Genomic DNA, 25,811 nt, shown 5'->3' on the forward strand with positions numbered 1-25,811 from the left:
GCGCCGCAATAGGAACAAGTTCACACATAACGACATTTAAGTTTGTTTAGCTTAACGATCAGCGGCAGTTCTTATTGAACGTCTGCTCCATGGTCTTGAACTGCCGGGGCACGCGTTTGGGTTTGGGCAGCACATTCAACTGTTCAGTTATGTTCTCACCGGTGTACCAGGACTCGAACAATAGTTCTTTGATGTCATCGTCCAAAACCGTGTTGGCGACGTTATAGGTGCACAGGCATTCCTCCATCGTGACCTGCCCGCTGGGATCGCCTTCCACCATTTTCTGGCACACTGCCTGAGGCGGACGATCAGCCCCTGCAAGCTGAGGCAGGATCAATAGCGCCCCAGCGCCAACGATGCGTTTGAATGTTGTCATAAATCGCCCTCTCCCATGTTGGCCTTCGATGCCCAGCTTAGACGGATCGGTAATGACGCAAAGAAAAAAATGGCCCCGGCGTTCTGCCGGGGCCTGATCTGGTTTTACCAAGTACGCCAAACTCAGCGCTTCAGGATCGACGCGCCGGCGTATTCTGCGACCTCACCCAGCGATTCCTCGATGCGGATCAGCTGGTTGTATTTGGCCAACCGGTCCGACCGCGCCAACGAGCCGGTTTTGATCTGCCCGCAGTTGGTCGCCACAGCCAAATCGGCAATGGTGGCATCTTCGGTCTCGCCCGAGCGATGCGACATCACGTTGGTATACCGTGCACGGTGGGCCATATCGACGGCGCGCAGAGTTTCGGTCAGTGATCCAATCTGGTTCACCTTGACCAGCATCGAGTTGGCACAGCCACGATCGATCCCCTCGGCCAAACGCTCTGGGTTGGTTACGAACAGGTCGTCGCCGACCAGTTGTACTTCGTTGCCGATGGCATCAGTCAGCGCTTTCCAGCCATCCCAATCGTCCTCGGACATACCGTCTTCGATCGAGATAATTGGGTAATCTTTGACCAAGGTCGCCAGATACTCAGCGTTTTCCTCTGAGGTCAGCGAGATGTTTTCACCCGAAAGAACATATTTTCCGTCGCGGTAGTATTCCGTGGCGGCGCAGTCCAGCGCCAGATGGATCTCCTCGCCGGGTTTGTAGCCCGCTTTTTCCACCGCCTGCAGGATGAAATCCAGTGCCTCACGGGTCGAAGCGATGTTAGGTGCAAAACCACCTTCGTCCCCCACTCCGGTGGCCAGTCCGGCAGCCGACAGTTCGCGCTTGAGCGTATGGAACACCTCCGACCCCATGCGCACGGCTTCGCGGATATTCGCGGCCGAGGTCGGCATGATCATGAATTCCTGAATGTCGATCGGATTATCGGCGTGCTCACCCCCGTTGATGATGTTCATCATCGGAACCGGAAGAACGCGCGCCGAAGTACCGCCAACATAGCGATACAGAGGCTGCGTGGTGAAATCCGCCGCCGCCTTGGCCGTCGCCAGCGAGACACCCAGGATAGCGTTCGCGCCCAGACGGCTCTTGTTCTCGGTCCCGTCGAGTTCGATCATCGCCTGATCGATGGCCACCTGCTCGGTCGCGTCAAAGCCCACCAGTTCTTCGGCGATCTCACCGTTAACGGCAGCAACCGCTTCCAGCACGCCCTTGCCCATGTAACGAGATTTGTCACCATCGCGCTTTTCCACCGCCTCGTAGGCGCCGGTCGACGCCCCTGAAGGCACAGCGGCGCGGCCCATGGTGCCGTCTTCCAGAATCACGTCTACTTCGACCGTCGGGTTGCCCCGGCTGTCCAGTATTTCGCGTGCGTGGATGTCGATGATCGTGCTCATGATACGGGTCCCAATGATGCCAACGGTTGCATGCCTCATACCAGCACGCGGCGAAAAGTAAACCGTTTCCGTTATCGCTAACACTTATATTTTTCAGCCTTTAGGGCTAACAGTTTGCTGTTTGCGCCAACAGGTCGCGGGCGCTTAGGCCACTGCCAATGCCCGCGCCAGCTGGCGTTCTCGAATGAAAGTATACAGACCTGATCCGATAATCAGACCGGCACCAGCCAACGTCATGCTGTCGGGGCGTTCGCCAAACATCAGCATTCCGGCCGTGATCGAGAACACCAACCGGGTATACCGAAATGGCGTCAGCGCTGAAGCTTCGCCAATCCGCATCGCGGTTACGATGCCGTAATAGCCCAATACGCCGAACCCGATGGCACCCAGATAAGGCCCGATCTGCGCAGCTTGCAGCGGCACAACGGGCTGTGCTGTGAACACCATAAGGGCCGCACCAGCCAGCGCCACTCCGATATAGGCCTGCAATGCGACGACCGACGAGGCCACACGAACATCCAACCTGCGTGTGATCAGATCGCGCGCGGCAATTGCAACGACCGATACCAAAACAAACAATGATTCCGGCTGGAATCCCTCGAACCCGGGGCGGATGATCATCAAGACGCCGACAAAGCCGATCCCGATGGCGCTCCAACGGCGCCAACCGACCTGCTCACCCAGAAACAGTGCTGCCCCCATCGTGACGAATAGTGGCATCGCCTGAAAAACCGCCGCCACAGTCGACAGATCAACAAGTGACAGCGCGGTCACGAAGCTGAGTGCACCAAAGGCTTCGGTCCCGGCACGGATCAGCGGCAAAGGTTGCCACGCGACCGGGTCGAAGATGCGTTTGCGTGTTGCCATAGACATAAGCGTGAACACAGCCCCGCAGATCAGACCCAATGCGATCATGATCTGCCCGGTCGACACACTGACCGAGAGATGCTTGATGAACATGTCCTCAAGCGCGAAGGCCGCCATCGAGCCGATGATCAGCAAAATGCCGTTTACGTTGTTCATGCGCGTTTCCATTGGAACAGGCCGCTGACAGGCGGACCTTTCCGGCAGCAAAACCGCAACCTTTGCGACGTCGCAAGCAGTATTACGACATGTTCGATGAAATCGCGTTCACCGACCGATCGATTTTCGTGATGTGTCAGTCTTTTTCTAACGGTACGCCGTACAATTCAAGGCGATGGCCTTTCAGCCTGTAGCCAAGCTTGGCCGCAATCTTTTCTTGCAGCGCTTCTATCTCAGGGTCGACAAACTCGATCACCTCGCCTGACTGCATGTCGATCAGGTGGTCGTGGTGATCACGCTCTGCATCTTCGTATCGCGCGCGCCCGTCGCCGAACTCCAGCCGCTCAAGTATCCCGGCCTCTTCGAACAACTTCACGGTACGATAGACTGTCGCGATCGAAATTCCCGCATCTTCGGCTGAAGCACGGGCATAAAGCTCTTCTACATCCGGGTGATCTTCGCTTTGCTGCAAGACCTGTGCAATGGTCCGCCGCTGGCCGGTCATGCGCAGGCCCTTGGCTTCGCAACGGGCGATAATCGTGTCGGACATGGTGACCCCCGGGACTGTTCGGTGTTCTGTCTTAATATGTCTACGCGCCCTGCGCCACAGACGATTTTGCGGTCAGGCGATGCGCCGCAGATCGGCCCAGACCGGCAAATGATCCGAGGCGATATGCGCGGGCCGCGCATCATGCACCCCGTGCAGTGCAGCCTCAAGCCCCTGACCCACCGCGATTCTGTCCAGCGCCCCCAATGGCTGCGCGGCCGGGAAGCTTGGAACCGGAGGAAGAAACCGCATGTCCGGGGCCAAATGATCAAGAACCGGCTGGCGTGACCATTCGTTGAAATCCCCGGCCCAGACGGTGGGCATGTGTTCCAGATCAGAATCACATCGACGGATATGACTGATCTGTTGGCGTCGCGACGCCGGCAAAAGCCCAAGATGCATCCCCATCACCCGCAAAGGCCCGATCTGCGTATCAAACTCGACCCGCACGGCGCCGCGGGGCTCCAGACCCGGCAAATCATGATGACCTGCCTGACGCACCTGAATGGCGTCCCCACGCCAGATCACCGCGTTGCCATGCCAACCAAGACTACCGGCACCGCCCAGGTCCACGATCTGCCACCCGGCCTCATCCAACATGAAATGTGGCAAAGCGGCAGGACGGGGCGGCAATCGTTTGTCCGCCTCCTGCAGAACAACGATATCGGCCTGCATGCTTTCGATGACCTGCAATATCCGCTGCGGCTGCCGCCGGAAATCGAGTCCCACGCATTTCTGAATGTTGTAACTGGCAAGGCGCAAGGTCGAGCGGTAGGTCATCGGCACACTTAAACTGATTTAACCCAAGATCGCCAACTGGTCGGACAAGTGCAAGCCGAACCCAGCGCTGAATGGCAACGCGCCGCTTGCTCCGCTAACATTTGTGCAAAACGGCCTTGAGCCCGCGCAGCCCCTCGGCCACCTTCACGATCATGTTCATAAGGTTTGTCCATCCGATCAAGATGGAAGATATGGACGCGCGTCAGGGGTTCTTCTGCGCGGCCTACCACCTGCGCGACACTGCCGCGCTGGATAAATACACATTCGATCGAATTGAGGCGCTGCTGGCTTGGTTCCGGGAAAACCTTGAAATCCCCTATCGTTTCAACAGGACAAAATCTAAAGGCGCCTTTCAGCGCAATACCAAAGGCCTCAGCTGGTTCAAACCCGAAGCCAATGAGGTTTTGGGCAAGTCGTATGAGATGGTCGCACTGCTCAAAGAAAACGGATACCAGATCGATACTCTGCGATCAGACCGGATCGGCTACATTGTCTATGAAGATGCGTGTCAGGTGATCGCCGAGCCCTTTGCAGACACGCCCCGATAGCCTCGAAACCTGAAACTTCAAAAGTTTCAGGCTCAGTTTCTTCATAAGAAACCGTCTCTTTGTTACGTACCGCAGAATGTCGCGTGTACGACCTCGTTCTTCGCCGGAGGGCGCATCAGGTCAGCTGATTCTGGTTGATCCTCATACGGCCTTGACAGCACTTCATTCAGTCGATTGAACGGTGCGTAATCGCCCTGCACCGCAGCCTGAATCATCTGCTCCACCCGATGATTGCGTGGAATGAAGGCCGGATTGGCCGCAGCCATCACGTCCGAAGGCGCATCCTCACGCGCCAAGCGTTCCTGCCACCCCTTTGCCCATTCGTCAAAAGCCGCCGGGTCGGCAAACTGGTCTCGCGCGCGGTCGCTGCCCAGCGCGCGGAACGTGTTTGTGAAATCCGCCAGATTCTGCGCCATCCGCGTCAACAGGTCCGAGATCATTTCAAGATCCCTCTCCTCTGCCCGAACCAATCCGATCTTGGCCCTGAAACGTTCCAGCCAATGTGCCTGCATCAACGCAGGCATGGCATGGACAATTTCGGTGGCCTCTTCGACAGCTGCGTCCTTGTCCTCAAACTGCTGAATTAGGGCCGTTGCCAGCTGCGCCAGATTCCAAACCGCAATCTCAGGCTGGTTCGAGTAGGCATACCGCCCCATCCGGTCGATCGAGCTATAGACTGTATTCGGGTGATAGCTGTCCATGAACGCACATGGGCCATAGTCGATCGTCTCACCGGCGATCGAGCTGTTGTCAGTATTCATGACCCCGTGAATGAAACCCACGCTCATCCATCGGGCGATCAACCCGGCCTGCGCATCCCGAACCGCGCGCAACAAACCCATAGCCCCGTCCGCCTCAGGATAGTGGCGCTGAATGGCATATTCAGTCAGCCGTTGCAGGCTCTCTATCTGCCCTCGCGCTGCAAACACCTGAAACGTACCCACCCGCAAATGGCTTTGCGCCACACGTGTCAATACCGCCCCGGGCATCGGACCCTCGCGCAGCACGATCTCTCCGGTTTCAACCGCTGCCAAGGCGCGCGTGGTGGGAACGCCCAGCGCATGCATCGCCTCGGAAACCACATATTCGCGCAAAACCGGCCCCAGCCAGGCACGTCCATCTCCCTGGCGCGAGAAAGGTGTCTGCCCTGAGCCCTTCAATTGAATATCCCGCCGAATCCCGTCGACTCCGACCGTCTCACCTAACAAAACCGCGCGCCCATCTCCTAGCTGAGGGTTATAGGTGCCAAACTGATGCCCGGAATATAACTGCGCCAGCGGCTCGGCCCCCTCGGGCACAGTATTGCCCGCAAAAGCCTGCGCCATCTCTTCAACGTCGCCCGGCGCAATCCGCAACAGTCGCGCCAGATCACTGTTGAAGGCAACAAGCTTCGGTGCACGCACAGGCACAGGCCCCTGCCGCGCAAAGAAGGTGTCCGGCAGGCGAACATAGCTGTTGTCAAACGGGATCGTCAAAGTCATGCGGCAAACATATGCTCTGCATACACAATTGCCATAGCAGATCGTGCGCGTGCGTGCATAATCCCACAAACAGACCCGAGGCTCCCATGACCGCGCAAGACATCATCCAACACCTGAACCTGCAGCAGCACCCCGAAGGCGGCTGGTTCAAAGAGACCTGGCGCGCCGACAATCCCGGACGTGCCACCGGCACTTGCATCTACTTCCTACTGGCAGAGGGTGAGCGCAGCCACTGGCACAAGGTAGATGCGACCGAGATCTGGCTCTACCATTCCGGCGCTCCGCTGATCCTCTCGCTCAGCGCCTCCGATACAGGCCCTGCCAAAGACCACATCCTGACACCTGATCTGACTCAAGGCGCACCGCAGCTTATTGTACCCAAGGGCCATTGGCAGGCGGCGCGCAGCAGTGGAGACTACACGCTGGTCAGTTGCACTGTTTCACCGGGATTTGAATTTGACGGGTTTGAACTCGCGCCACCCGGCTTTGATATTCCAGGAGTGTAATTCCATGGACCACCGCGCCCTGATCGCCGCGATCCCGCCCGAGACCAAGGACAGGCTGCAACAGCGGTCGGACATGGCAGGTCTCAGACATCTAGCGATCTATTTCGGCGCTTTGACAGCAACCAGCACCGGTATCATCCTACAGGTTCCCCTCTGGCCACTACTGCTCCTGCCGCAAGGCCTATTGCTGGTTTTCCTCTTTACGCTCAGCCACGAATGCACCCACAAGACGCCGTTCAAAACCCCTTGGATCAACGAAGCGGTTGGGCACCTTGTCTCAATTCCTATCTGCCTGCCGTTCACATGGTTTCGCTACTTTCACCTTGCCCATCACAAATGGACAAACCACCCAACCAAAGACCCGGAACTTGGCGGCAAACCCCGCCCCGAAAACTGGCGCAGCCTTGCGATCTATCTCAGCGGCTGGCCATATTGGACGGGTATGGCCCGTGTGTTGACCGACAACGCGCGCGGCAGGATTGACGCCGCTTACCTGCCAACCCGCCAGCACCGCGCCATACGAACCGAAGCCCGAATATTGTCCACACTATATGCCCTGGGCGCACTCAGCCTGTTCTTCAGCCCCTTGTTGTTCTGGCTCTGGCTTCTGCCCGCCCTTATCGGCCAGCCTTTCCTGCGCCTATACCTGCTCGCCGAACACGGCCTCTGCCCGCCGGTGGCAAATATGCTCGAAAACTCCCGTACCACCTTTACCAATCGAATGATCCGATTTCTGGCCTGGAACATGCCCTACCACGCGGAACACCACGCCTTTCCAAACGTGCCTTTCCACCACCTTCCAGCCTTCCACCGCTGGACCCAAGCACACCTGCAATCCAACTCGGACGGCTACACCGAATTCACTCTAGATTACGCCCGCGCCCTAAATCGCTAGATCCGCCTCTTCATCTGGCCAAAAATACCTCGGGGGAGTCGCGCAGCGACGGGGGCAGAGCCCCCTACCCGCTCACCGCGACACCCCTCGCCGGAGACGACACGACACCGCCCCCGACTAGCGCACTTACCCCGGTGGTACCCGGGCAAGAGGTCGGCAATCCCCGCGCCACACGCACGGCAAGGTAGGCAAAGGCCTGCGCTTCCAGCATGTCTCCGTCCAGCCCAACCGCCTCAACCGGCTCGACCGGGCAATCCAGCGACACGCGCAGCATTTCCATCAGCACTGGGTTGTGACGTCCGCCACCGGTAACCAGCATGCGCACAGGCGGCTTGGGACAATGCTCCATCCCCTGCAGCACACCCGCAGCGCTCATCCCTGTCAACGTAGCCACCGCATCCGCATCGCTCAGCTCCGTCACCAGACCGATCATTTCCGAGAAATCATTCCGGTCCAGCGATTTGGGCGGCATTCGGTTGAAATAGGGCTCGGCCAGAAACAGCTCCAGTGCGCCGGTCTCGACCGTACCCTCTCGGGCCAGCGCGCCGTCCCGATCCATCGGCAACCCCAACCGCGCCTGCATCAGATCGTCAACCGGCGCGTTGGCAGGTCCGGTGTCGAAAGCCAGCAACGCCCCTGGCGCTTCAGGCCCGTCAAAAGACGGGTCAACATAGGTCAGGTTCCCAACACCGCCCAGATTGAGGAAACACAGCGGCTCTTCCGCCCCGATCCATTTGGCGCAGGCGAAATGAAAGAACGGGGCCAGAGGCGCACCCTCTCCGCCCAGCGCCACATCATCGCTGCGAAAATCCCAGACCACCGGCAGCCCCAAAGCCTGCGACAGACCCAGCCCGTCACCCACCTGCAACGTGCCACGCCCACGCGGCTCATGTGCCAATGTTTGACCGTGGAAGCCGATCAGGTCGACCTCTTCGAACTCTGAAAGAACCTCGGCATGTGCCCGGGTCACCAATTCAGCCGAGATATCAACCTTTGGTCCATGCCAAAGCCCCAGCGCCGCGCGCAGTGTGGCACGCTCTTCCTCGGAATAAGCGCGATACCCGCTGGGACCAAAGCCGAATAACTGCTGCCCATCAGTTTCAACGACCGCAGCGTCCACACCGTCCAGCGATGTGCCCGACATGGCCCCCAACGCTCTGATAGCCCCCGATTTGCTGATGACCCTGCCCACGCCGACCTCGTATTGCGTCTCTCCACCCGTTTCGCCGGGTTCTGGGCACAACCTGCACGGTAATGAGAAGCCAAGGCAAGGCACATCAGGCGTGAGCGGCACTTTTCTTGGAAATGTGCCTTTTTCTTGCCCCTGCCCCCGCCTATACAGTGTACCGAAAGGCATGAGACCGCGAATGAAGGCAACAGGGCGTTCTCAAACGCAGCGCAGTTCCGAGTGCTCATGAAAGAGCTGTACAAAGTCCATTACCACATGTTCGCAGATCGCTACAGCAGGTGCCAAGCTCTCCCAAGAATGCCCATCGCCGGTTTCAGTGTTCCACTTGATCTGAAGCACCTACGATCATTCCATATAGCTCAGCTTCGTCAGATTTGCATTGAAACAAGGCGACTGAATAATGGCAGGTATTTTGGGATGTTGAGTGCAATAAAAGCGCAGGCTCAAAACCCAGGATATTCGCAAATGTTGCGCCAATGCTTATAGATGAGATATTAATATGCAGCGAAGCACAGACAACAAATTGAGGACGGGTGAGTAGGTTCATACCGCTTAGTAAAAAGCGGCAGTGAATTGGCCTGAACAGGGTTTATGCCAAACATATACGGTGCATTTCGGACGGACACGACTCTGACTACGAACCAGGCCCAATTCGGCGGCGTTGGAACGACATTTCAGATCTCCGCGTACAATACGATCGAAATTACTGATGGTGTTGACCCCAACACCATCGAGGGAGACGGTGTAAACAACGAATTCCCAGACGACCCCACGCAAACCTATCTGGGGAATGCAATTGCCTGGGATTACAATTACATAGTCACGGATGGCACCAATACCTATACGATTGGCGTTTTCGACTATGATTCCAGCGGCAACGGCGCGTTTGGCGGCGGAGCCGAGCAAGGATTCTTCATCGGCTTTTTGGGGGATGTCCCCCCGCTCAACACAACACTGACGATCACGGCGCTGGGTGACGGTGCCTTCGCCAGTCCAGTCGTAAATCTGCCCGTTGACGACTTTGTTCCCTGTTTCACCAGTGGCACGAATATTCGGGTAAGGGGTGGTCATAAGGCGGTCGAGGATCTGAAAGCCAGCGATGAGATCGAAGTGTTTGATCCCACAGGTGATGGGCCCGGATTTGCCACCCTGCTGCGGGTGTTTCGCCGTACGATATCTGCCCCGGAACTGGCCGCAAACCCCAAACTGCGCCCGGTTCGTATCAGCGCCGGAGCGTTAGGTCTGGGCTTGCCTCAGCGTGATCTTGTGGTGTCCCGGCAGCACCGGATGCTGGTGTCTTCGAAGATTGTCGAGCGGATGTTCAGGACTTCCGAAGTTCTGGTACCCGCCGTCAATCTGACTTCGCTGCCCGGTATTTTCATCGACCAGGATGCCCAGAGCGTCGAGTATTTTCACCTTCTTTTTGGACAGCACGAGGTAGTCTATGCCGAAGGCGCACCATCGGAAAGCCTGTTTACCGGACCGGAAGTGCTCAAGGCCATCAGTCCAGAAGCACGAACAGAAATCCTGAGCATATTCCCCGAGATAGCAGAACTGGAATTTGCCCCCAAGCCCGCCTGCCCGATCCCATCCGGGAAGCTGCAAAAGCAACTGATTGAACGCCACATCAAGAATGAAAAGCCGCTTCTGTCCAGACACACTGCACGCTAGAACCAGAGGTTATCCGGCAGGACTTGGTACGCTTCAAAGACTGACGCGATATTCTGTGTTTCGCTATGCGTTATTTCTTCGCGTTTCCCTCAGAAAGCTTATCCGCAAGATTCTTTCAGTGCGGACTGCACTTGCTCGCCAATGTCTGGACATTCCGCGAGACTTAGGGAATTAGAAGGCCAGTCGCATGAATGTACCTTCCGCCGTGCGACCAAGCGGGTCTGGTTTTGAAATTACTGACCTATGACTTACACCAGCCCTTGCAGAGAGGGCCAGAACACAAGGCCTGTTGAGCGTCATGACCTACCACCCCAAATCGGATTTCATCGCCACGATGATCGAGCGCGGCTTTCTCGCCGACTGCACCGATTATCAGGGCCTTGACGACGCGCTGATCTCTGGGGTGCAGACGGCTTATATCGGCTATGACGCCACCGCACAGTCGCTGCATGTAGGTCACCTGATGAACATTATGGTGCTGCGCTGGTTGCAGAAAACCGGCCACAAGCCAATTACCCTGATGGGCGGCGGCACCACCAAGGTAGGCGACCCCTCGTTCCGTTCAGACGAACGCCCCCTGCTGGGCCCTGAACAGATCGACGCCAATATCGCAGGCATGAAACAGGTGTTCTCGAAATACCTGTCTTACGATGACAGCGACACCGGCGCGCTGATGCTGAACAATGCCGAATGGCTGGATAGCCTGAACTACCTCGATTTCCTGCGCGATATTGGGCGGCATTTCTCGGTTAACCGGATGCTGAGCTTTGAATCGGTGAAATCGCGGCTGGACCGCGAGCAATCGCTGTCGTTCCTCGAATTCAACTACATGATCCTGCAGGCCTATGACTTCCTCGAACTGAACCGCCGGTATAACTGCGTTCTGCAGATGGGCGGCTCGGACCAGTGGGGCAACATCGTCAACGGCATCGACCTGACCCGCCGCGTACTGGATCACGAAATCTACGGTCTGACCACACCCCTGCTGACCACCAGCGATGGTCGCAAAATGGGCAAATCGCAAGGTGGAGCCGTCTGGCTGAACGGCGACATGCTGAGCGCCTATGAGTTCTGGCAGTTCTGGCGCAACACGACCGACGCCGATGTGGGACGGTTCCTGAAAATCTTCACCGAGCTTCCGGTAGACGAATGCGATCGCATGGCCGCGCTGCAAGGGTCCGAAATCAACGAGGCCAAAATCCGCCTCGCCAACGAAGTCACAACTCTGCTGCACGGTGCAGAAGCCGCTGCAACCGCCGAGGCGACCGCGCGCGAGGTGTTCGAAAAGGGCGGCGTTGGCGGAGACCTCCCGACCCTGACCCTCAGCGCATCAGAGCTGGGTGACGGCATGTCCATCGTCCAGCTGATCGTCAAATCCGGCCTCGCCAAATCCGGCAAAGAGGCCAAACGCCTGATCGCCGAAAACGGTGCCAAGCTAGACGATGCTCCGCTGACCGACGCGGGCCTGATGATCGACGCAGGCGCACTGTCCTCGCCCATCAAACTCAGCGCGGGCAAGAAACGCCACGCGCTGGTTCAGTTGGGCTGAGCCAATCAAAGGGCTGCCTTCGGGTGGCCGCGCTCCATGGTAAATCTTGCAGATCGAGTAACTCGAACTGCAACACTTTTTTGGTGCATACTTGGCGAACCTGGCGAAGGTCTGCCTTGAGCCCAAAGTGTTGAATGTTGTGATTGAAAAGAACGTCAGCTTTCAGGTTCGCGTTTTTTGTCACTGCTCGTTTCGCCAAACCATCATTGCGAAGTGCTTCCCGTCACCCAGGTAGTTCGGCAAGGCTATTACATGTTCAAAGCCCGCTTGGAAGGCGATGCCGAGAGGCCGTAGCCCCGACCGCTCCAACGAACCCTTGTCGTCAATTGTCGTCCTTTGAAACTCGGTCGTCCCCGACCGTTCGCGGAACCCAGAGAAGCGTGTAGGGAAAGCAACGCCTTGTAATTTTAGCCTCACGGCTAATTCTTGCAGGGACACAAGGAGCGGACCTATTTCCTTCGATACGTGAGCATGTCCAGGTCCTGCTGTATATGCAAGGCGACTGACATATAACCACGCTCCATTTTTGTCGTGATTTAAAGTCGCTCCATCACCTGTTGCATCCGACCAAACTATTGGCTCTTGTATTGGCTTGCCAGATGTTCGGATCGCACATGCAAAACTGATGATTTGGTCTTCCTCCTCGCTCACAAACATCGCTTGTAGGAAAGTTCCAAAATAAGTCTCTAGCGTTTCTCTACTGTGATTTGGATGGCAGAAAGCCAAGCTTCTCTTGCCTACAGAATTGTGCCCCGGCTTTTTAGGCAGTCGCAACACCGGCTCGAGGTCAACCAATTTTGCCCTTCGAGCTGCTTTGTACTTCAACGGCCTCAATCTCCATTGCTCTTGTTGATGCTAGTCTTAGCTAACCGATTTACGGCGCTCTTGAAAACAGACCTTGGCGCAGATGCAGCGAAAGTTCACTTTCGCCCCGCTTACCTGCCATTGAACAAAATCAAACGCAAAAACCCTCACCGAGGCGTTTTCCGTATTGTCTTTGTCTGGACGTACCAAAGCCCAAGTGGCTGAGAGATCAATAGTACTTCTCTCAAGGGGCGCCCTCCTGTGGCGGTTTTTCCGTGTGCCAACTCAACGTCGCATTTCGCAACAGTCTTTCGCATTCCTGCATGTGGACCTCACCCTTTCCGTTCCACTCTGAACCGGAAGGAGGCACCATATGACCAGAACTGCCACAGCCACACGTACCGGAGGGCGCTCTGCCCGGCGCGCCATGCGCACCGCTCCAAACTTCGAGATGCTGCCGGGCCTGACCCGCGGCATTCCGTTATGCGAGGTTATGGACGGCGCCCAGGTAGAACGCATTGATGCGGCCTCGATGGATATTCTGGAAAACGTAGGCGTTCAGTTCCGTGACCCCATCGCTCTGGAAGACTGGAAGAAGGCTGGTGCCAAGGTAGAAGGCGAGCTCGTCTATCTGGATCGCGGTCTGGTGCGTGAGCTGATCGCGACCATTCCGTCAGATTTCGCCTACCACGCGCGCGATCCGAAAAAGAACGTGCGGCTGGGCGGCAAACACTCGATCTTCGTGCCAATGACCGGCGCGCCGTTCCTGCGCGATCTGGAAGATGTGCGCCGCAACCCTACGCTGGACGATCTGGCGATGTTCCACAAGCTCAGCCATATGTTGCCCGCGCTGCATTCCTCGGCCCATCACATCGTGGAGCCCTATGATCACCCGATCAGTCAGCGGCATCTGCGGATTACCTATTCGTCAATGAAGCACTCTGACAAAACCTTCATGGGCATGACCACCAGCCCCAAGAATGCCGAAGATGTCATGGAGATGTGTGCCATCCTGTTCGGCGAGGATTTCCTTGAAGATCACCCGGTCACCACTGGTAATTGCAACGGCAATTCGCCGCTGGTTTGGGATGAAACCATGCTGGGCGCGATGCGTGCCTTCTGTCGCCGAAAGCAGCCGGTGTTGTGCTCGCCCTTCGTTCTGGGCGGGGCCAATACGCCCGCCAGCGTTCCGGCGACCGTGGCGCAACTGAATGCCGAGGCGCTCAGCGCGCTGGCCTATACGCAGGTGATCCGCAAGGGCGCGCCCGCGATCTACGGGCACTACCTGTCGACCGTCTCGATGAAATCCGGCGCGCCGATGGCAGGCACGCCCGAGATCAGCCTGATGAATTTTATGATCGGCCAGATGGCGCGGCACTACGAAGTGCCTTGGCGTACCTCAAACACTCTGGGCGGAGCCAAGACGTTCGACGCGCAGGCAGGCTATGAATCTGCCACCACCTTGCAGGCGGTCATCCATGCTGGTGCGAACTACATCTGGCACTCGGCGGGCTGGAACGAGGCCGGGATGCACTGCTCGACCGCCAAGTTTATCGTTGACGCGGAACAATGCGCCATGGCCTATCGCATGGCCGAGGGCCCGAAATGGGGCGATTTCGATCAGGCCGTTTCGGCAGTCGGTGATATCGGTCCGGGCGGGCATTACCTTGGGCATCCGCATACGCAGGACAATTTCCAGAGCGCATTCTTCATGCCGGATATGTTCGACAACAACTCGATCGAACAATGGCAGGCTGAGGGTTGTGTTGAAATCACCGAACGCGCGCTCAAACACGCCCGCAAGCTGCTGGCCGAGTATCAGGAACCAACGCTCGATATCGCCAAGAACGAAGAGCTGCTGGATTACATCGCCCGGCGCGAGCGTGAAATACCGGCTGCGGATGAGCTGAACCAGTCCTACTAAATCCCGGGGAGGTACACGAATGAGGTTCGCTGAAAAAACCGCACTCGTCACAGGGGCGTCGGGCGGGATCGGGGCCGCCATCGTCAGCCAGCTGCGGGCCGAAGGCGCGCGTGTGGCTGTTGCTGACCGCGATGTGAGCAGCCTTGAAGCCGAGGCGCATCTGCCCGGCGATCTGCGCGATCCCGACTATTGCGACGGGCTGGCCTTGGCCGCGCATCAGGCGCTGGGTGGTCTTGATATCGTGATCAACAATGCAGGCGTGATCACCCGCGGCCCGGTGACTGAAACATCCGATGAGGACTGGGCCCTGTCCGTCGGAGTGAATGTCGAGGCCCCTTTCCGTATCTGCCGCGCTGCGATTCCAATCATGGCGGCGGCGGGTGGCGGTGCTATTGTGAACACTGCCTCGTGCTGGGGCCTTCGACCTGGCCCGGATCATGCGGTGTACTGCATGACCAAAGCGGCCATTGCCAGCCTCACCCAATGCATGGGGCACGATCACGCCCATCAGGGCATCCGCATCAACGCCGTTTGCCCGAACGAGGTGAACACACCGATGCTGCGTTCGGGCTTTGCCAAACGTGGGTTCGATCCTGATACGGCGATTGCCGAGCTTGGGAAGTCGGTGCCTTTAGGGCGTATCGCCGAACCCGAAGATATAGCCGAAGTGATCCTTTTTCTCGCCTCGGATTCGGCGCGCTACATGTGTGGTGCTCTGGTCGAAGTGAATGGGGGCAAGCCGGTGCAATGAAAAGATTTGCAGGAAAAACAGCGCTCGTGACCGGTGGCCGCAGTGGCATCGGACAAGCCATCGCCCGGCGGCTGCGCGAAGAAGGGGCTAATGTCTACACTGCGCAGCGCGGTAAGGATGATGAGTTCCCCTCTATCCCGGCGGATTTTGCCAACCCGGAAAGCCCGGCGCAGATCATCAAGCAGGTTGTGGACAGCGCGGGCCAGCTGGACGTACTGATCAACAATGCAGGCATGATGCAGGAGGCCTCCGTCAACGACATGCCGCTTGAAGATTGGCAACGCAACCTCATGGTCAACCTGACCGCCCCGTTCCTGCTGATCCAGGCTGCACTGCCACATCTGCGCAAATCCAAAGGCAGCATCGTCAATATCGGCTCGGTCGAGGGGTTGGGCAGCAACCCCGGCCACGCCGCCTACTGCGCCTCTAAGGCCGGGCTGCATGGGCTGACCCGCGCGGTTGCCGTGGACCACGGAGCAGAAGGCATTCGCTGCAATGCAGTGGCACCGGGCTGGATCGACACAAACCTCAACATCGATTTCATCGAGAGCATGAACGACCCCGGCGCATTCCGCCGGGATATCGCCCGCATTCATCCCGTTGGCCGCACCGGCGACCCGAAAGAAGTCGCCGCACTGGTCGCGTTCTTGGCAGCCGAGGAAGCGGGTTTTGTCACCGGTCAAATTTACACGATCGATGGCGGACGGATGGCAAAGCTCAGCCTGCCCTGACCAGCCTGCAGGCTATTCCGACCCTGATCGCCACTCTTTCCAGCGCAGATACGTATTGGCCCCAACCGATGCGAAGGGCTCGGGTGGCAAACGCGGTGGCATCGGTTGCGCCAGAAAATGATCTGCAATCTGGGAGTCTTTCCCCAGTACAAGCTCTGCCACGCCCATTCCCTGCAGTGTTCCTCGCGCTATACCCAATCCGTTTTGACAGCAGGCGGCATATACACCCTGCTCGATCTCACCGAACGCGGCCGAACCATTGCGGCTGAGGCACAGCATCCCAGCCCAACGGTGCTGCATCTGTACATTCGGCAAGTTGGGAAATCGCTCCTGAAACTTACGATCGTGCACCGCGCCTGCCCGATTCAACTGGCTATCGCTGCTGTGGATTTCAGGATGAAAGCTTGAACAGGTCCGGATCAGAATGCGATCCCCATAACTGCCCGAAACCCGCCGGACCGAAGTGCCCATCGGATCCGCTGGCGTTACTGACCAGCGTGGCTGTCCGCCCAGCGTGGCGATCTGATCTGGCGTCAGCGGTTCCGTTATCGACGCGTAGAGGCAGATGTGCATCAGACGCCGCTGGTAAAACCCAAAGCTCTCCAGGTGACCATTCGTTGCCATCACGATCCGCCCCGTCGAAACCCGCGCCTGTTCGGTCTCGACCGCCCAGCCACCGCCTTGTTTGCGAAACCCGGTCACGGCAGAGTTTTCATAAACACCGATCCGCCCAGCCAGATGCGTTGAGAGAGCCCGCACATAGGCTGCAGGCTGGATCATCACCGTCCCGGGCGCAAACAGACCAGATGTGTAATGCGGGCTGCCTGTCAGCGCCTGCATCTGCTGTGCATCATAAAGCTCGTGGGGCTCTCCCAATCGCGCCAGATGCACTGCGTAGTCTGCGTTGTGCCGATCACCCGCTGCGGTCGCAGCAGCGTTGATCTTGCCGCACGGGTCGAACATCTCCGGCGACAGGTCGCACTCAGCGGCTACCCGGGTCGCAAAGGAAATCGCCTGACGATTCAGCGCGATTGTGGCCCGATCTGCCTCCAGCCCATCGCTGGCGTAATTGTCCGAGGCCAAGTCATGCGGCAGATCGATCATGAACCCTGAGTTGCGCCCGGCAGAGCCTTCCGCAAAGCGCCCAGCCTCAAGCACCACAACCTTCAGCGTCGGATCAAGCTGATGCAGCCTCAGCGCTGCGGACAGCCCGGCAAAACCACCGCCGATGATGGTCACATCTGCGGTCTGGTCTTGCTCAAGCCGAGGCAGGTCTTGCTGCAGAGGCAGGATGGCATTCCATCCTGCCACGCCGGTTTGCCGGGGTAAACGTTTGGCGGTGTAGATCGTCAATCTACCGCCTCATCTTCGTCATCGGCCAGATCAATCCAGATGGTTTTCAGCTGGGTATACTGATCATGGGCGTGAACCGAGTTGTCCCGGCCACCAAACCCTGACTGCTTGTAGCCACCAAAGGGTGTGGTGATATCCCCTTCGCCAAAGCTGTTGATCGTGACAGTCCCCGCCCGGATCGCCCGCGCGCCACGGATCGCGCGTTTGGCGTTGGCCGTGAAGATCGAGGCGCACAGCCCATACTCGGTGTCATTGGCAATGCTGATCGCCTCGTCAAAGCCAGAGACTTCGATCACCGACAGAACCGGGCCAAAGATTTCCTCGCGCGCCAGCGTGGCATCGTTTCCGGGCACTTCGACCACCGTGGCTTCAACAAAACCCTTGTCGGCCTTGCCGCCTATCAGCACGTTTTCGGCCTGTTCCAGATAGCCGCACACCTTGGAATAATGCCCCTCGCTGACAAGCGCGCCCATGCGGGTCTCTGGGTCCAACGGGTCGCCGACATTCCAGTGCTTGGCATGATGCGCGATCCGTTCCAGCAGTTCTGCCTTCACGTCCTTATGCACGATCAACCGCGACGAGGCCGAGCAATTCTCGCCCATGTTCCAGAACGCACCATTGACGACATGCGCTGCCACCCGGTCCAGATTTTCCGCATCGTCCAAGACGATGGCCGGGTTCTTACCACCCATCTCAAGCACCACCTCCTTGGCATTGCTTTCAGCGGAATAGCTCAGGAACTTCTTTCCCGTCACGGTCGAGCCCGTGAAGGACACCATGTCGATATCCAAATGCCGCCCGATGGGTTCGCCCACCTCGGCGCCACCGCCGGGCACCACATTCAGCACACCGCGCGGCAACCCGGCCTCAGACGCCAGCTCCGCCACCTTTAATGCAGTCAGAGAAGTCTCGGCCGCCGGTTTCACCACCACCGAACAGCCCGCCGCCAGCGCCGGCCCGATCTTCCACGCCAGCATCAGCAAGGGGAAGTTCCACGGCAGGACCAGCCCAACCACGCCGATGGGCTCACGCACGACCATGGCGATGTGGTCATCACTGGCCGGGCTGACCTGATCATAGATCTTGTCGATCGCCTCGGCATGCCATTTCAGGCAGTGGATCGTCTCGGGAACATCAACGGTTTCGCAATCAAAGATGGTCTTGCCGCTATCGATGCTCTCCATCACCGCCAGTTCCCGCGCGTTGCGGGTAAGCAGCTTGCACAGGCGGATCAGAATGTCCTTGCGATCCGAGGGGTGCATCTTTGACCAACGCCCGTCGTCAAAGGCTTCTCGCGCCTTTTCGACCGCAAAATCCACATCCTCCGATCCGCAGGCAGCAATGCTGGTCAGCACAGCCCCGGTGGCTGGATTGATAGTGTCGAACACCTGCCCTGAGGTCGCCGGGCGATAACCGCCGTCGATGAAAGCGCCCGTCGGCAGATCCAGATGCGCAGCGATGGATTCGTATTCGTCTTTCGTCAGCAAGCCCATGCCTTAACCCTCCGCCACGATATCTGCGATTTTGCGTTTCAGAACGCGCGTCACCTGCTCCAGCGCGCGTTTGTCATCCTTGTTCAGCCCTTTGAGCGGAGGTCTCACCATCCCAGCATCGATCCCGTTCATGGTCACCCCATACTTGATCGTCTGGATGAATTTGCCGCCCTGCTCCAGCACCCGCATCAGCGGCATCAGCGCGCTCATGATGCGACGGCCCTTGGCAAAGTTGCCCTCGATCACACAAGCCTGATACAGCGCCACGTGTTCGGCAGGCAGAAAGTTCGACCCGCCACAGACCCAGAACGGCGCTCCCCAGGCGAAGAACTCCAGCGCCTGATCATCCATGCCGCAGCCCAGCTGAATATGCGGATAATCCCGCGCCAGCAGATGAACCCGGTTGATATCGCCCGAGCTTTCCTTGATGCCACAGAAGTTCCGGCTGCGGCCTACGCGGTCCAGGAACTCTTCCCCCATCATCGTGCCGGTCCGGTGCGGATAGTTGTACAGCATCACCGGCAGGTCAGCCGCCTTGTCGATTGCCAGCGCGTTCAGCGCATTCTCGCGGTCGGTGGGCACCGAATAGGGCGGGCTGGCCAACAAGATCGCATCTGCGCCTAGGTCTCGCGCACCTGAGGCCAAAGCGACGGAGTCCCCGGTCAGCATCGCCCCCGTTCCCACAACCAGAGGCACACGCCCCTTCAGTTGTTCATGCGTAAAGCGCGCCAGTTCCAGCCGCTCATCGACGGTCTGCGCATAGTTTTCGCCGGTGGACCCGCCCGAGATCAGCCCGTGCACACCATTCTCGATCAGGTACTCGATCACCTCGGCCAACGCGTCCCAGTTCACGCCACCATCCGCCGCGTAGGGTGTCACCACCGGCGTATAAATACCCTCAAATCTGAAGATCGGAGTCATGTGTCCCTCATGCAGATGTCATGCCGGGGACCTGCCCCAGCGGAAAATCCAACCCCTCGGGCATCACGAACAGCTCGATCTGATCGCGTGACAGGGTCCAGTGGTCGTCGGCCAGCTGCGCAGCAGCCGCCTCATCGCCCGCCTCGATGGCGGCGATGATGGCGTCATGCTGGTCGCTCGCCTCTGAAAGGTTCTCAGCCATTCGTGCGGTCTGCGGGCGATAAAATGTCATCCCGATCCGCGCGTGATCGATCAGCAACCGGTTGAACGAAGGGGATAAATAGACATTCCCCGCCATCTCTCCGGTCACCTCGTGAAACCGGGTATTGGCCAGCGTCCGCTCCTCAGCCGAGCCTGTACGCAAGGCTTGCCGAAACGTCTCTTGCGCCTCTTTCAACTGATCGATCTGATCGTGCGTCGCATTCGCCGCGGCCAGACGCAGCACCGCGCCATAGACCATCGGCGCAACCAGAAAGAAATCGCGTAGCGTGGTATGAGACATCTCTGACACCCGCGCCCCGCGATGGGTGCGCAGGTCCAGATACCCCTCACCGGCCAACTGCCGGAACACTTCGCGCAAAGGCGTGCGCGACAGGCCAAAGGCCTGCGACAGCTGCGCCTCGTCCAAATCTTCTCCGGGACGCAAACGCAGGGTCAGAACCGACATCTTCAGATGCTCAGCCAACGCCTCTTTCGGTGATTTCCCTTCGTCCCTCATCCGATCCCCTTCATCACGATCCCGCGAATCGATAGCTTGCCCTCTGGTATCGTATAAAAATACATGTTGTATACAGTTAGTTTTCGTGCAGCATGCAGAAAACTGTCAGAACGCCCTGATTCCGGTCCTATCGATGAGCCAAACACAGCACTACGCCTTCATACTGGTCGAGGAATTCTCGCATCTCGCCTTCTCCTGCGCGGTCGAGCCATTGCGGATCGCAAATTTGCTGGCCGAGGAAGATCTTTATCGATGGTCCTTCCTGTCCGAACACGCTGAGCATGCGGTCTGTTCAAACGGATCGGTCACTTTGGTGCATGGCGGATTGGGATCTATCCCAAAATGTGACCAACTGTTTGTTCTGTCAGGAATAAACATGCGCAATCACGTCTCGCGCCCGCTGCTCGCAACCCTGCGCCGAGAGAGGGCACGGGGCACCAATATCAGCGCCTTGTGTTCCGGTGCATGGCTGCTGGCCGAGGCCGGATTTTTGGATGGGATGCAGGCGGCGATCCATTGGGAATACCATGATGCTTTCATGGAGGCCTTCCCCGAGATAAACCTTGTTCGCAGCGTCTTTGTCGCCGACGAAAAACACATGACCGCCTCGGGCGGCACCGCGACCGCCGATCTGATGCTGCACCTGATCGAACGCGACCACAGTCACGATCTATCAGTCGCAGTGGCCGATCAGATGGTCTATAACGCCGTGCGCAACGCCACCGCCGATCAGCGCGTCTCGCTGCAATCGCGCAACGGGATGCGGAACGCGCATCTGGCCAAGGCAATCCACATCATGACCGACAATATCCAAAGCCCGTTGTCCCCCTCGGTCATCGCCAGCAACATCGGCATCTCAACCCGGCAACTGGAGCGCCTGTTTGGGAAATTCCTGAACACCTCGCCTAAGAAATACTTCATGGAATTGCGGCTGGACCGCGCCCGCAATCTGCTGTTGCAGACCGAATCTTCGGTGACCGAGGTCGCCTTTGCCTGCGGTTTCGAAAGCGCCGGCCATTTCTCGCGTGTGTACCGGGCTGCGTTTGGCGTCACGCCGATGCAGCAGCGCAGCAGGCTTGATTGATCAAAGCTGTGACTGGACAGAGGGCCATGGTTGGGATTATCTGAACAAGTGTTCAGATCAGGAAGGAACCCGCCATGCAACTCTCAACCACAGCTGCGGTGATCACCGGCGGAGCCTCCGGCCTGGGTGAGGCCACAGCCCGTCACTTTGCCGAGAACGGCGCGCAGGTCACAATCCTTGACCGCGACGCCGAGCGTGGCCCGCAAGTCGCGGCTGAAATCGGCGGACATTTCGCACAAACCGATGTGACGGATGAGGCCTCGGTCGCTTCAGCGATTGCACATGCGATGGACAAGATGGGTCGCATCACCGCCGCAGTGAACTGCGCCGGAATCGCGATTGGAGCTAAGACTGTGGGCAAAGACGGCCCCCACCCTCTGGGGGCGTTCCAGCGTACCATCGACATCAATCTGGTCGGTTCCTTCAACGTCTCGCGTCTTGCTGCCGCAGAGATGGCAAAGAATGACCCCGAACCGGATGGCGCGCGCGGCGTGATTATCAACACCGCCTCGATCGCGGCCTTTGACGGGCAAAAGGGTCAGGCGGCCTATGCAGCCTCGAAAGGCGGCGTGGTCGGCATGACGCTACCCATGGCGCGCGATCTGGCCTCGACTGGTATCCGTGTGATGGCCATCGCACCGGGCATCTTCATGACCCCGATGCTGGCCGGCCTGCCTGAAGAGGTGCAGCAACAGCTTGCGGCGGACGTCCCCAACCCTGCTCGCCTCGGCGACCCGCGCGAATACGGTCGTCTGGCCGGGTTCATCGTCGAGATGGGCTACCTGAACGGAGAGGTCATCCGCATCGACGGTGCCCTGCGGATGCGCTAAGACGGGTTTCATGACCGAGCGGCAGAAAATGGCGGCAGGCGAGTGGTATTGCTGCCTCGACCCCGAACTGGAAGTGCTTCGTATGAAAGCACGCCGCGCGGTCCATGCCCACAACACCTGCCCGCCCGATGACCGAGGGGCTATAGCTCCCGAATTGGCGGCGCTCTTTGCGGGGATCGGGCAAGATTGCTATTTTGAGGCTCCGTTCCACTGCGCTTATGGAATGAACCTGTCGCTGGGCGACCGGGTTTATCTGAATGCGGGCTGTGTCATTCTCGACACCGCGCCTGTTCGCATCGGCAGTGACTCGATGCTCGGCCCCACGGTGCAGATCTATTGCGCCCAACACGCCAAAGACCCAGCCCTGCGCGCACAGGGTCTGGAAATCGACCACCCGGTGACAATCGGCGAAAACGTCTGGATCGGCGGTGGCGCGATCATCATGCCCGGCGTTACTATCGGAGACCGCGCCATCGTCGGTGCAGGCAGCGTCGTCACGAAGGACGTCCCCGCCCGAGCAACTGTTGTCGGTAACCCCGCCCGCCCCATTTGAGCACGCGCAAACCGGTGCATAGGTTTGTACAACTCAGACAATCTAGTCGATTGAGGTTGTACAACTCGGACTCAACCGGCTTCGGCCTTCTCTTCAAGCATCAGCCACTCTTCCTCAGCCGCTGACAGTTTTTCCTGCCGTTCGACCAGGGCATCGGTTGCCTTCTGGAACTTGATCGGTTCGCGTGTGAACAGCTCAGGATCAGACATCAGTTCTTCGAGCTTGGCGATCTCGGCTTCAAGGCGCGCGATCTCTGCTGGTAGCTTCTCAAGTCGGTGTTTCTCCGAGAACGACAGCCCTGCTTTTGCCTTCGCTTCTTGCTTCACTTTCGGTTTTAAAGGCCTTGCTTTTTCTTCCTTTTTCGCAACTACATCACCTCGCTGAGCGATGTAATCGGACCAACCACCAGCATAGACGGTCGCGCGCCCGTTGCCCTCCATGGCGATGGTTGTGGTCGCAACACGATCCAGAAAATCCCGATCGTGGCTAACGAGCAGCACCGTGCCATCATAGTCGTCCAGCAATTCCTGCAGCAGATCCAGCGTTTCGACATCCAGATCGTTGGTCGGTTCGTCCAGCACCAGCAGGTTAGAGGTTTTTGCCATCAGTTTCGCCAACAGTAACCGGGCTTTTTCCCCTCCGGACAATGACTTAACAGCCGCTCTTGCCTGCGCATCATCAAACAGAAACTCTTTGAGATAGCCCACCACATGCTTGGGCTGCCCGCCGACCATCACCTGATCGGCCTTGCCCGAGACCCGCATCTCGGGATCGCCGGTCAAGCTGTCCCACAGGCTCATTTCCGGGTCCAGCTGTGCCCTCGCCTGATCGAACACGGCGATCTCAAGGTTAGTACCCAGCACCACCGAACCCTTGTCCGGTTCGACCTGACCTAGCAGCATTTTCAGCAACGTGGTCTTGCCCACACCGTTCGGCCCAACAAAGGCCACACGGTCACCGCGCTGAACCAGAAGATCGAAATTGCGCACGATCTGCTGAGAGTCAAATGCCTTTGAAACGCCATTGGCCTCGATGACCTTGCGGCCTGATTTCGGACCGGATTCCAACGTCATGGCAGCCGATCCCTGACGTTTGATCTGCGCTGCACGCTCGGCGCGCAAGGCTTGTAGCGCCCGAACACGACCCTGATTGCGCTTGCGGCGGGCGCTGATACCCTCGACGGCCCATCGCGCCTCGGACTTGATCAAGCGGTTCAGCTTGTGGCGCTGCTGATCCTCCTCTTCCCAGACCTTGTCCCTCCAGCTTTCAAAGGCCGCAAAGCCCTGTTCCTGCCGCCGTACAACTCCGCGATCGATCCACAGCGTCGCACGGGTCAACGCACGCAGGAATGCGCGATCATGCGAGATCAAAACATAGGCGGCGCGGGTCGAGCCCAACTCACGCTCCAACCACGCAATCGCCTCGATATCCAGGTGGTTCGTCGGTTCGTCCAGCAACATCAGGTCCGGCGCCTCGGCCATCAGCTTGGCCAAAGCCGCGCGTCGCCTTTCCCCACCCGAAGCGGTTTCGACCGCACGCTCAGGGTCGAATTTCAGCCCTTCGCCCGCGCGTTCGACCTTATACAGCTCACCCGGCTCCAACCCGCTTGAGGCGTAGTCTCCAAGCGTCGCGAATCCCTGCATTCCGGGATCCTGCTCCATGTAACCCACTGATTTACCAGGAGGGATGACGATTTCACCCTGATCGGCCTCGACCAGCCCGGCCATCACTTTCATCAAAGTGGATTTGCCAGACCCGTTCCGCCCGACCAGCGCCACGCGATCACCGGGTTGAACCACAAGGTCCAGATCGGAAAACACCGGATCACCCCCGAACGTCAGAGAGATACCGGACATCTGCAATAAAGGAATTCTCGCCATACCCGCCAGCTAAACCGGCCAAAGCAAGGCGTCAACGCCCCAACTTCACCTTTTCCCAGATACTCAAATCACCCAGCCACCGCGCGCAGCAACCGTTTACGAGCTGGGGGAATTGCTCCGATTTCAAGGCCGGTGAACACATGCAGGGTGTTCATGTGCCTGTCTACCACCGCATGATCGCTGACCCACCCCCCCATCATCAGATAGGTGCGCAACAAGGGCGGCATCCGAAGCATCGCCTGTTTTACATCGGGGCGTCGGCGCAAACGCGCCGCAAAGCGAAACACATCCGGCGCCTTGACTCGTGGCAACCAACGCCTTGGTGCCAGATGCCGGTGTTTGAGCATCGCAAAAGCGTCAAGATATTCGGCTGTTTCGGTTCCAGCGAATGACGAACAACCAAACAGCATTTCGATCCCGTTCTGATCGACATACGCCGTCATTGCGCCCCACGCGACACGCAAGATATCCGGATCATTGTAGTCCGGGTGGATACAGAACCGGCCCATCTCAACCATCGGTCCCGTAAAATCGCGTAGCGCCGACAGATCATAGAACTGTGCCGAGTAGCTGAGTCCGACTTCAAAGCCGCCCTGCATTGTCAGCATACGGAAACAGCACACCAACGCCCCACCGGCCTGCAGATCTTCGACCAGAACATGGGCGCAGCGTTCGTCAAAAGCATCACAATCCTGACCATCAGTAGCAAAGGTCAGCATCCTCAGCGTCTGCGCCGCCGCCACGTCTTGCTCGGTTTGCGCCAAGCGGGCGCGATATCGGCCCTTGTCCAACAAAACCGCCATG

General features: G+C 58.4%; 24 protein-coding genes. 11 read left to right on the forward strand and 13 right to left on the reverse strand.

The window, feature by feature from the left end; genetic code table 11:
• Window positions 1-58: 58 nt before the first annotated feature.
• The 5 genes from ACR0I1_RS03745 to ACR0I1_RS03765 all read right to left on the reverse strand — a co-directional run bounded on the left by ACR0I1_RS03745 (window position 59) and on the right by ACR0I1_RS03765 (window position 4,126).
• A complete protein-coding gene (locus tag ACR0I1_RS03745; RefSeq protein ID WP_170608889.1) occupies window positions 59-376 on the reverse strand; it encodes a hypothetical protein in 318 nt (105 codons plus the stop codon).
• Between the two features lie 122 nt (window positions 377-498).
• Window positions 499-1,776, reverse strand: a complete 1,278-nt coding sequence (gene eno, locus ACR0I1_RS03750) for a phosphopyruvate hydratase (protein WP_170608891.1) — start codon at window positions 1,774-1,776, stop codon at window positions 499-501.
• A gap of 144 nt (window positions 1,777-1,920) precedes the next feature.
• Entirely contained in the window at window positions 1,921-2,799 is an 879-nt protein-coding gene (locus tag ACR0I1_RS03755; RefSeq protein WP_170422062.1) for a DMT family transporter, read from the reverse strand.
• A 136-nt stretch (window positions 2,800-2,935) separates the two neighbouring features.
• Window positions 2,936-3,349 (reverse strand): Fur family transcriptional regulator, encoded by a 414-nt coding sequence (locus ACR0I1_RS03760; protein WP_170396723.1) that lies wholly within the window; start codon window positions 3,347-3,349, stop codon window positions 2,936-2,938.
• A gap of 72 nt (window positions 3,350-3,421) precedes the next feature.
• Window positions 3,422-4,126 (reverse strand): endonuclease/exonuclease/phosphatase family protein, encoded by a 705-nt coding sequence (locus ACR0I1_RS03765; protein WP_170396721.1) that lies wholly within the window; start codon window positions 4,124-4,126, stop codon window positions 3,422-3,424.
• Window positions 4,127-4,242: 116 nt separating this feature from the next.
• On the opposite strand from ACR0I1_RS03765, the gene ACR0I1_RS03770 reads away from it, so the two are divergent.
• Window positions 4,243-4,674, forward strand: a complete 432-nt coding sequence (locus tag ACR0I1_RS03770; protein ID WP_480705023.1) for a hypothetical protein — start codon at window positions 4,243-4,245, stop codon at window positions 4,672-4,674.
• 62 nt (window positions 4,675-4,736) lie between these two features.
• Here ACR0I1_RS03770 and ACR0I1_RS03775 read toward each other — a convergent pair whose 3' ends face one another.
• On the reverse strand, window positions 4,737-6,155 hold the full coding sequence (locus tag ACR0I1_RS03775; RefSeq protein ID WP_480705025.1) for a protein adenylyltransferase SelO: 1,419 nt from the start codon (window positions 6,153-6,155) through the stop codon (window positions 4,737-4,739).
• Between the two features lie 86 nt (window positions 6,156-6,241).
• Between ACR0I1_RS03775 and ACR0I1_RS03780 the strand changes: the two genes are divergently transcribed.
• Complete coding sequence (locus tag ACR0I1_RS03780; RefSeq protein ID WP_170595389.1) at window positions 6,242-6,661, forward strand: cupin domain-containing protein; 420 nt, start codon at window positions 6,242-6,244, stop codon at window positions 6,659-6,661.
• A gap of 4 nt (window positions 6,662-6,665) precedes the next feature.
• The gene (locus ACR0I1_RS03785; protein ID WP_480705028.1) at window positions 6,666-7,556 is read left to right on the forward strand and encodes a fatty acid desaturase; all 891 of its coding nucleotides are present in this window, start codon (window positions 6,666-6,668) and stop codon (window positions 7,554-7,556) included.
• 64 nt (window positions 7,557-7,620) lie between these two features.
• Here the strand turns inward: ACR0I1_RS03785 and ACR0I1_RS03790 are convergent, their stop codons facing one another.
• Complete coding sequence (locus ACR0I1_RS03790) at window positions 7,621-8,700, reverse strand: anhydro-N-acetylmuramic acid kinase (RefSeq protein WP_480705734.1); 1,080 nt, start codon at window positions 8,698-8,700, stop codon at window positions 7,621-7,623.
• 636 nt (window positions 8,701-9,336) lie between these two features.
• On the opposite strand from ACR0I1_RS03790, the gene ACR0I1_RS03795 reads away from it, so the two are divergent.
• The 5 genes from ACR0I1_RS03795 (at window position 9,337) to ACR0I1_RS03815 (ending at window position 16,175) form a co-directional block, all read left to right on the forward strand.
• The gene (locus tag ACR0I1_RS03795) at window positions 9,337-10,416 is read left to right on the forward strand and encodes a Hint domain-containing protein (RefSeq protein ID WP_170396711.1); all 1,080 of its coding nucleotides are present in this window, start codon (window positions 9,337-9,339) and stop codon (window positions 10,414-10,416) included.
• Window positions 10,417-10,714: 298 nt separating this feature from the next.
• Window positions 10,715-11,965 (forward strand): tyrosine--tRNA ligase, encoded by a 1,251-nt coding sequence (gene tyrS, locus ACR0I1_RS03800; RefSeq protein ID WP_480585254.1) that lies wholly within the window; start codon window positions 10,715-10,717, stop codon window positions 11,963-11,965.
• 1,177 nt (window positions 11,966-13,142) lie between these two features.
• Entirely contained in the window at window positions 13,143-14,693 is a 1,551-nt protein-coding gene (locus ACR0I1_RS03805) for a trimethylamine methyltransferase family protein (RefSeq protein WP_170422080.1), read from the forward strand.
• Window positions 14,694-14,712: 19 nt separating this feature from the next.
• Complete coding sequence (locus ACR0I1_RS03810) at window positions 14,713-15,444, forward strand: SDR family NAD(P)-dependent oxidoreductase (protein ID WP_480705031.1); 732 nt, start codon at window positions 14,713-14,715, stop codon at window positions 15,442-15,444.
• Window positions 15,441-16,175 carry an SDR family NAD(P)-dependent oxidoreductase gene (locus ACR0I1_RS03815; protein WP_480705033.1) on the forward strand — a complete coding sequence of 245 codons (735 nt, stop codon included), beginning with the start codon at window positions 15,441-15,443 and terminating at the stop codon, window positions 16,173-16,175. Before ACR0I1_RS03810 ends, ACR0I1_RS03815 begins: the two co-directional genes overlap by 4 nt.
• A gap of 12 nt (window positions 16,176-16,187) precedes the next feature.
• Here ACR0I1_RS03815 and ACR0I1_RS03820 read toward each other — a convergent pair whose 3' ends face one another.
• The 4 genes from ACR0I1_RS03820 to ACR0I1_RS03835 are packed head-to-tail and all read right to left on the reverse strand — an operon-like array spanning window position 16,188 to window position 20,660.
• Window positions 16,188-17,528 carry an NAD(P)/FAD-dependent oxidoreductase gene (locus tag ACR0I1_RS03820; RefSeq protein WP_480705035.1) on the reverse strand — a complete coding sequence of 447 codons (1,341 nt, stop codon included), beginning with the start codon at window positions 17,526-17,528 and terminating at the stop codon, window positions 16,188-16,190.
• Window positions 17,525-19,021 (reverse strand): aldehyde dehydrogenase, encoded by a 1,497-nt coding sequence (locus ACR0I1_RS03825; RefSeq protein ID WP_480705037.1) that lies wholly within the window; start codon window positions 19,019-19,021, stop codon window positions 17,525-17,527. Before ACR0I1_RS03825 ends, ACR0I1_RS03820 begins: the two co-directional genes overlap by 4 nt.
• A 3-nt stretch (window positions 19,022-19,024) precedes the next feature.
• On the reverse strand, window positions 19,025-19,942 hold the full coding sequence (locus tag ACR0I1_RS03830) for a dihydrodipicolinate synthase family protein (RefSeq protein WP_170422094.1): 918 nt from the start codon (window positions 19,940-19,942) through the stop codon (window positions 19,025-19,027).
• Window positions 19,943-19,949: 7 nt separating this feature from the next.
• A complete protein-coding gene (locus ACR0I1_RS03835) occupies window positions 19,950-20,660 on the reverse strand; it encodes a GntR family transcriptional regulator (protein ID WP_170406329.1) in 711 nt (236 codons plus the stop codon).
• A 133-nt stretch (window positions 20,661-20,793) separates the two neighbouring features.
• Between ACR0I1_RS03835 and ACR0I1_RS03840 the strand changes: the two genes are divergently transcribed.
• From ACR0I1_RS03840 to ACR0I1_RS03850, 3 genes are all read left to right on the forward strand, one after another.
• A complete protein-coding gene (locus tag ACR0I1_RS03840; protein ID WP_480705039.1) occupies window positions 20,794-21,744 on the forward strand; it encodes a GlxA family transcriptional regulator in 951 nt (316 codons plus the stop codon).
• Window positions 21,745-21,818: 74 nt separating this feature from the next.
• Window positions 21,819-22,574, forward strand: coding sequence for a 3-hydroxyacyl-CoA dehydrogenase (locus ACR0I1_RS03845; protein WP_480570069.1), 756 nt, complete (start codon window positions 21,819-21,821; stop codon window positions 22,572-22,574).
• 10 nt (window positions 22,575-22,584) lie between these two features.
• Complete coding sequence (locus tag ACR0I1_RS03850; RefSeq protein WP_170509866.1) at window positions 22,585-23,127, forward strand: sugar O-acetyltransferase; 543 nt, start codon at window positions 22,585-22,587, stop codon at window positions 23,125-23,127.
• A 71-nt stretch (window positions 23,128-23,198) separates the two neighbouring features.
• Here the strand turns inward: ACR0I1_RS03850 and ACR0I1_RS03855 are convergent, their stop codons facing one another.
• The gene (locus tag ACR0I1_RS03855) at window positions 23,199-25,007 is read right to left on the reverse strand and encodes an ABC-F family ATP-binding cassette domain-containing protein (protein ID WP_480705041.1); all 1,809 of its coding nucleotides are present in this window, start codon (window positions 25,005-25,007) and stop codon (window positions 23,199-23,201) included.
• A 68-nt stretch (window positions 25,008-25,075) separates the two neighbouring features.
• Complete coding sequence (locus ACR0I1_RS03860) at window positions 25,076-25,810, reverse strand: GNAT family N-acetyltransferase (protein WP_480705736.1); 735 nt, start codon at window positions 25,808-25,810, stop codon at window positions 25,076-25,078.
• Window position 25,811: the final 1 nt, after the last annotated feature.

The organism is Ruegeria sp. B11, from assembly GCF_056539785.1.

What these genes read in the sequence shown, in the direction of transcription:
- ACR0I1_RS03765 (WP_170396721.1), bottom strand. Translation starts at nt 4,126, where the DNA reads ATGACCTACCGCTCGACCTTGCGCCTTGCCAGTTACAACATTCAGAAA.
- ACR0I1_RS03850 (WP_170509866.1), top strand. Translation starts at nt 22,585, where the DNA reads ATGACCGAGCGGCAGAAAATGGCGGCAGGCGAGTGGTATTGCTGCCTC.
- ACR0I1_RS03755 (WP_170422062.1), bottom strand. Translation starts at nt 2,799, where the DNA reads ATGAACAACGTAAACGGCATTTTGCTGATCATCGGCTCGATGGCGGCC.
- ACR0I1_RS03760 (WP_170396723.1), bottom strand. Translation starts at nt 3,349, where the DNA reads ATGTCCGACACGATTATCGCCCGTTGCGAAGCCAAGGGCCTGCGCATG.
- ACR0I1_RS03835 (WP_170406329.1), bottom strand. Translation starts at nt 20,660, where the DNA reads ATGAGGGACGAAGGGAAATCACCGAAAGAGGCGTTGGCTGAGCATCTG.
- ACR0I1_RS03785 (WP_480705028.1), top strand. Translation starts at nt 6,666, where the DNA reads ATGGACCACCGCGCCCTGATCGCCGCGATCCCGCCCGAGACCAAGGAC.
- ACR0I1_RS03775 (WP_480705025.1), bottom strand. Translation starts at nt 6,155, where the DNA reads ATGACTTTGACGATCCCGTTTGACAACAGCTATGTTCGCCTGCCGGAC.
- tyrS (WP_480585254.1), top strand. Translation starts at nt 10,715, where the DNA reads ATGACCTACCACCCCAAATCGGATTTCATCGCCACGATGATCGAGCGC.
- ACR0I1_RS03815 (WP_480705033.1), top strand. Translation starts at nt 15,441, where the DNA reads ATGAAAAGATTTGCAGGAAAAACAGCGCTCGTGACCGGTGGCCGCAGT.
- ACR0I1_RS03790 (WP_480705734.1), bottom strand. Translation starts at nt 8,700, where the DNA reads ATGTCGGGCACATCGCTGGACGGTGTGGACGCTGCGGTCGTTGAAACT.
- ACR0I1_RS03860 (WP_480705736.1), bottom strand. Translation starts at nt 25,810, where the DNA reads ATGGCGGTTTTGTTGGACAAGGGCCGATATCGCGCCCGCTTGGCGCAA.
- ACR0I1_RS03845 (WP_480570069.1), top strand. Translation starts at nt 21,819, where the DNA reads ATGCAACTCTCAACCACAGCTGCGGTGATCACCGGCGGAGCCTCCGGC.
- ACR0I1_RS03855 (WP_480705041.1), bottom strand. Translation starts at nt 25,007, where the DNA reads ATGGCGAGAATTCCTTTATTGCAGATGTCCGGTATCTCTCTGACGTTC.
- ACR0I1_RS03830 (WP_170422094.1), bottom strand. Translation starts at nt 19,942, where the DNA reads ATGACTCCGATCTTCAGATTTGAGGGTATTTATACGCCGGTGGTGACA.
- ACR0I1_RS03825 (WP_480705037.1), bottom strand. Translation starts at nt 19,021, where the DNA reads ATGGGCTTGCTGACGAAAGACGAATACGAATCCATCGCTGCGCATCTG.
- ACR0I1_RS03810 (WP_480705031.1), top strand. Translation starts at nt 14,713, where the DNA reads ATGAGGTTCGCTGAAAAAACCGCACTCGTCACAGGGGCGTCGGGCGGG.
- eno (WP_170608891.1), bottom strand. Translation starts at nt 1,776, where the DNA reads ATGAGCACGATCATCGACATCCACGCACGCGAAATACTGGACAGCCGG.
- ACR0I1_RS03780 (WP_170595389.1), top strand. Translation starts at nt 6,242, where the DNA reads ATGACCGCGCAAGACATCATCCAACACCTGAACCTGCAGCAGCACCCC.
- ACR0I1_RS03805 (WP_170422080.1), top strand. Translation starts at nt 13,143, where the DNA reads ATGACCAGAACTGCCACAGCCACACGTACCGGAGGGCGCTCTGCCCGG.
- ACR0I1_RS03795 (WP_170396711.1), top strand. Translation starts at nt 9,337, where the DNA reads ATGCCAAACATATACGGTGCATTTCGGACGGACACGACTCTGACTACG.
- ACR0I1_RS03840 (WP_480705039.1), top strand. Translation starts at nt 20,794, where the DNA reads ATGAGCCAAACACAGCACTACGCCTTCATACTGGTCGAGGAATTCTCG.
- ACR0I1_RS03745 (WP_170608889.1), bottom strand. Translation starts at nt 376, where the DNA reads ATGACAACATTCAAACGCATCGTTGGCGCTGGGGCGCTATTGATCCTG.